This is a genomic window from Aquimarina algiphila (genome assembly GCF_007489275.1).
GTDB classification, from domain to species: Bacteria; Bacteroidota; Bacteroidia; order Flavobacteriales; family Flavobacteriaceae; genus Aquimarina; species Aquimarina algiphila.
Map to the genome: position 1 here is coordinate 24,188 of NZ_VLNR01000076.1, position 6,033 is coordinate 30,220.

The 6,033-nt window shown below is 31.7% G+C and carries 2 protein-coding genes and 1 pseudogene; all 3 read right to left on the reverse strand.

Features of this window, described 5'->3' with window-relative positions; all coding sequences use genetic code 11:
- Positions 1-7: 7 nt before the first annotated feature.
- Entirely contained in the window at positions 8-5,089 is a 5,082-nt protein-coding gene (locus tag FOF46_RS25625) for a non-ribosomal peptide synthetase (RefSeq protein WP_143918429.1), read from the reverse strand.
- Positions 5,086-5,820 (reverse strand): thioesterase II family protein, encoded by a 735-nt coding sequence (locus tag FOF46_RS25630; RefSeq protein WP_143918430.1) that lies wholly within the window; start codon positions 5,818-5,820, stop codon positions 5,086-5,088. Before FOF46_RS25630 ends, FOF46_RS25625 begins: the two co-directional genes overlap by 4 nt.
- A gap of 45 nt (positions 5,821-5,865) precedes the next feature.
- Positions 5,866-6,033, reverse strand: a pseudogene (locus tag FOF46_RS25635) (IS982 family transposase); the annotation flags it as partial.

The window sequence follows — 6,033 nt, forward strand, 5'->3', positions numbered from 1 at the left end:
ATAATTTTTATACATTTTTTATTCTAACTCCTCTACTCATAGCTTTTTTCCTAAGTGAAGCTCTATTATTGTTTTCTAATACGGTATCTGTCTTTTGATCATTTCCATTGATATATTTTGAAATGTCGACAATAGTTGAATATTCAAAAAATGTCATTATAGGAATGTTCACACCTATTTTTTCTTGTATTAGCGATTGCATTTCTACAATTTTTAAGGAATGCCCTCCCAGATCAAAAAACTTATCGGTTACAGAAAAATTAGAATGCCCCAGAATCTGATTCCAAATATCTATAAGATGTTTTTCTAACTCGCTGCTAGGTCTTATATCTACAGAGGCTTTTTTACTTTCCAAAGTAGGAATTGGTAGTTTCTTCTCATCGATTTTACCATTAGAAGTCAACGGCATGTTATCTAATTCAACAATATGAGTTGGAATCATATATTCAGGTAATTTCTTCCTAAGATTCGCTTTAATTACTTCACTATTCCTATTTTTTATTTTCTCATTGCTTGTATAACAACAAATCAAATGTTCATCATTGTTATAAACACGTACAAAGGTGTGCGCCTTTTTTACTTCCTCAATCTCCTGTACATTTTTAGTTATTTCCTCTAACTCTATTCTAAATCCTCTAATTTTTACTTGTGTATCTCTTCTACCAATAAAATATAACTCTCCGCTTATTAGAACACGTACCATATCCCCCGTTCTGTATATTTTATCTTCTTTATGATTTGAATATGGGTTAGATATAAACGTATTTTTAGATAATTCTTCATCTCCTAAATAACCACTAGCGAGACCATCTCCTCCAATATATAATTCTCCTACACCTCCAATGGGAACCCTATTTAGTTGATCATCTAAGACATAAATAGTCGTATTTTTAATGGGTTTACCAATACTTGGCAATGAAGAAATTTTACAATATGAAGTAACTTCTGATGATGTTGCAGTTATAGTAGTTTCTGTTGGGCCATATTGATTATACAGTTTCCAATTTATATCTTTTGAAGGTCTCACGGTGAGCTTCTGTCCTCCAGTCAACATAATCCGTAAATCTGATTTTGACGGCCATTTTAATTGTAGTAATCTTTCTACCAAAGGGGTAGGAACATCACAAACCGTTATCTCATTTTCTATAATAAATTTTTGTAATGAAGTAGGGTTTAGTATATCCTCCTTTTGCACATTATATAGTGTTCCTCCCACGGCTATTGGCGGCCAAATTTCAGCTAATGAAGCATCAAATCCAGATGAGTATAGCAAAGTAGATTTATCTTTAGAGGTTAAAGAAAACTCTTCGATATGCCAATTTATATAATTGAGCAATGCTTTTCTTGGAATCATAACTCCTTTAGGTTTTCCTGTAGAACCAGAAGTATAAATTACATAGGCCAGATTGCTACCAGTAACATTTAATAATTGTAGATCTTCTAAAGATAGATATTCATTTTCCGAAATTAAAGAGGACAAGTTGATTATAGAAATCATAACGTCCATAACTACCTCTTTTTCTATATCTTGATTTGTTATAAGCCCTTTACAATTGGCATTTGTTAGAATATATCTTTTCCTTTCAGATGGAGTATCTGGTGTAATAGGAACAAATGCAACTCCATATACTAAACATGCAATTTGAGAAGCAATCATAGATACACCTTTATCCAGATGTAATCCTACAATATCGTTTTCTTTTAAATCTAAGGAAGATAGATGTTTTATGATGCATTTTACTTGATCATATAAATCCTTATACGTAATCATACCCTCTTGAGAATGTAAAGCCACTGTTTTGTCATTCGATTTAAAAGTTTTTAATAGCTGCTCAAAAGAATTAATTTTTGATTGAGTTGAATTTTGATCATCTTTTGTATTAAAATGAGAGGTCATCATTTTAAGTTCTGTATTACATACAGATGGTATTTCCTCTACAGCTTTATCATAATGATCAACTAAGTTTTCTAGCAAAAATTGATAGTTATTTACCATTCTAACCATGCTATCGCGCTCAAACAGTCCTTTATTATATTCCCAAATAATATTGATTCTGTTATCTACAAAACGTGAATTCCCTTGATACCTTTCTGATTTTGGAATAATTACTACATCGATATCTTGCTTTGCCGAGCTATTGCCTTCTTCATGAATTGTACATTTAGCATTCCCTAATACTGGTTCTGCAACAGGGGCATCATGAAAGCTAAACATGGTTTGAAAAATAGGATTATAACTTAAGTCTCTCTTGATATTTAGTTCTTTCACGATATTAGGAAACGGACAAGATTGATGTGTATGAGCCTCCATAATTTCATCTTGTATATACCTTGCTAATTCGAGAAATGAGCTTTTTTTATCCATTAGGCATCGAATCACAATTGCATTAACAAACATGCCGATTACTCTTTCAGTTTCATGAGGTTGGCGATTGGCTACCGCAGAACCTATATTAATATCGTCTTCTAAAGTATATTTATGTAAGAGCAATGCAAAAGCTGTAAACATTGTTGAAAACAAAGTAACTCTATTGTTTTTACTAAAACCCTTAATTTTTTCAGACAAGGATAATGGAAGGTCAAATCGTATTTGGTCTCCTTTAAAACTTTGAATTTTGGGCCTGGCAAAATCTACTGGTAATGGTGTAAGTCTTGGTACATCTTGTAATTTATTTTTCCAAAAATTCAAATGCTTATCCATTGCACCAGAATTAATCTTATTGCGTTGCCAAATGGAATAATCTGCATATTGAATAGCCAGAGGTGCTAATGAAATCTTATTTCCATTAATTAAATCATTATAAATGGTATGTAATTCGTTCATTAATAATGAATATGAGACTCCATCGTGAACGATATGATGCTCAATAAGTAAAAGGTCAAATAATTCATCCTCAATTTGAATCAAAGTGAATCTACATAACGGCAGCTGTTTTAGGTTAAAAATATGAGCAAGTTCTTGATGCTTAATTTTACTTCTTTCATGCTCTTTTTCTTCATTTTCATATGATCTTATATCTATATGGTCAATAGAAAAAATAAAATTAGGATGTACTTTTTGTTTAGGTTTCCCATCCTTCTCTTCATAGGTAGTTCTTAAAAGTTCATGTCTGTTAAAAATTTCCTGTAATGTCTGTTCCAGAATTGGGATGTTAATGGCTCCCTTTATTCTAAGGCTAGTCTGAGCGTTATAAGCATTACTATTGGGAGCATATTGTTGAAGAAACCAAACCTGTTCTTGCTGAACAGACAATGGGATTTCTCCTTCTTTTCTTATTTCCTGAATATTTGCAGATTCTGAAACCTTATTTGAACTTTCTATTATTTTTACTAATTGATGAATCGTTGCATTCTTCCAGAAATCTTTAATCGTAATTTCTATTTTATAAGTTGAACGAATTCTTTCTAAAATTTGAATTGCTGCCAATGAATTACCACCCAAATTAAAAAAGTCTTCATGGATTCCTATATTTTTTCTCTTAAGTATTTCACACCAAAAACAAACCAGATTTTCCTCTAAAGGATTAGAGGGTGGGTCTATTTTTCTATTATCTAATTGTTGAATTTCAGGGTTTGGGAGTTGTTTAGCATCAATTTTACCATTTTTATTCAAAGCAAAATCATGAATAAGTATCAATTTTGTAGGAAGCATGTATTTGGGTAATAGTGCTTCTAAGTGCGTATAAATTTCTTGCTCTCCAGGAGCTTGTCTATATATTTTAGGACTAAAATATGAGACCAAATAGGGAGTTTTATTTTGTTGATTATCTTCAAAAAAAACTTTGGTATAGGCTTCCTTTATATCAGGATGTTTTCTGAGGCTGACAGTTATTTCCTCAATCTCAACTCTATTTCCAAGAATCTTAACCTGATTATCGACTCGTCCACAGAATTCGATATCCCCATGCTTAGTCCATTTACCCAAATCCCCAGTTTTATACATAATTGTATTTACAGATGTTCCAAAAGGATTTTTGATAAATTTTTCTTTGGTCAATTCAGGATCACCATAATACCCTTTAGCTAATCCTTCTCCACTTATAAACAACTGTCCTATTTCTCCATCATTTACTTTTTCCTGATACTCATTAAGTATGTACACTTCTGTATTTTTTATAGGTCTTCCAATAGTAGGAGTTTTATAGGTATCTCTATGATCTGATAATACTTGCCCTGCAGTTGTGCATACCGTATATTCACTAGGACCATAATTATTGTATATTTTAAACGGTATATTTTTATCTGGAAAACTGTACATTTTGTCACCTGCAACAATCATTGTTCTTAATTGACTTTCTTTTGGCCACTCTAATGTGAGCATTATTTCTGCTAACGGAGTAGGGATAAAGCAATGATGAATTCGACAACTTGAAATCCATTCTACTAAATAGGAGGGTAACGTTTTTTTCTCCGGATCAGGAAAAACAATAGTTGCTCCTACCATTAAGGCAGGCCATATTTCACCTATAGAAGCATCAAAACCTGAAGCAGCAATCGATGATACTCTTGATTCCTGATCAAGTCTATAATAATTAGCTTGCCATTTACAGAAATTGTCTAAACCTGCATACGAGATTTCGACATTTTTGGGTCTACCTGTAGAACCGGATGTAGAAATAATATACACTGATGCATCAGATTTGAAAGTATTAAAATCCTCAAATTCTAATGCATTGAGAGGTATATCTTCATTTTTTACATTATTAATATTTAAGGTTTTAAACCTTTTATCAAAATTGGTTTCTTTAAAAGTGATTAATAGCCTAATATCCAAATCTGATAAAATAGCCTCTACTCTTTTCTTGGGTGTATTTGGCTCTATGGTAACAAAAATTTGTTTATTCAGTAAAACCCCTAATTGCGAAGCTATCAGGTCATATCCAGAAGGAAGAAAAAGTGCAATCACTTCCTGTTCCTTAATATCTTTCTCTTTAAGTATTGACGATACGGTGATAGCTCTATTAATAAGCTCACTATAAGAATAATTAACGTTATTTGAAGTTAATGCTATCTGGTTAGGAATTTCAATAGCATTCTTAATAATCTTCTTTAAAAAAGATGTTGCTGACTTTTCTTCCATAATGTTCATTTTAGAATAGTTTTAAGTGTATTGATAAATGCATCAAAGTTTTTTTGATAATAAAAATGCCCTCCATTAAAAAGATGCAGTGAGAAATTTGATAAAGTATGCTCCTGCCAAGTTTCTAAAGCATTAATCGCTATAGAATCTTCGGTTCCTCCAAAAACATGAATATCTGTATCTAATGTATCATTTGCAGATGGAGTATGAGTTCCTAAAAGAGCAATATCTGCATTAACGATCTCCACATAGAGTGCTATCAGGTCTTCATCTTTAGTAAACTCTTCAGCAAGTTCTTCAGATAAACTGTACATCATATCAATTAATTCTACTTCATCTACAATTTTCACTCTATCTTTATAAGAATTAGAAATAGGAGATGGTAGCGCAGATACTATGATAGATTTTGGAGTTGGCAAATTATTTTTTTCAATTTTTTTAGCAAGTTCATACGCTATAAGAGCCCCAAGACTGTGACCAAAAAAAAAGAAATTTCCAGAAATTGATTTCCAATCCAAACTATTAAAAATTGATGTCACAAGCTCCTCCAGAGTTTTACTAAACTCTTCTGCTATTCTCGAACCTCTGCCCGGATATTGAACGCCTATTACTTCAAATCCCTCTAAATATTTCCCCCAGTTCATATATAATCCAGGACCGCTTCCACTATGTGGAAAGAAAAAAATTTTAGATTTATCCCCTTGATTTTCTTTAGCCCCTTTTAAAAAGATATTGCTCATAAACAAAAAATAGTATTACATAAAATGTATTAACCCGTTGTGCATTTAGTTAATATTAATTTTTAGGTTGTTTATATTTCTGTTGAATTCAAACCTATTGATATATTGAATAATGGTCATTGCTGTGATCTTTGATAAGATTCTATTTTTAAATCCCTCAAAAGATTTCGCATAATTTCTTCGAATCATAAATTGATCACAGAGTTGAGAAAA

Coding starts and splice junctions, on each gene's coding strand:
- FOF46_RS25625 (WP_143918429.1), bottom strand. CDS start 5,089: ATGAACATTATGGAAGAAAAGTCAGCAACATCTTTTTTAAAGAAGATT.
- FOF46_RS25630 (WP_143918430.1), bottom strand. CDS start 5,820: ATGAGCAATATCTTTTTAAAAGGGGCTAAAGAAAATCAAGGGGATAAA.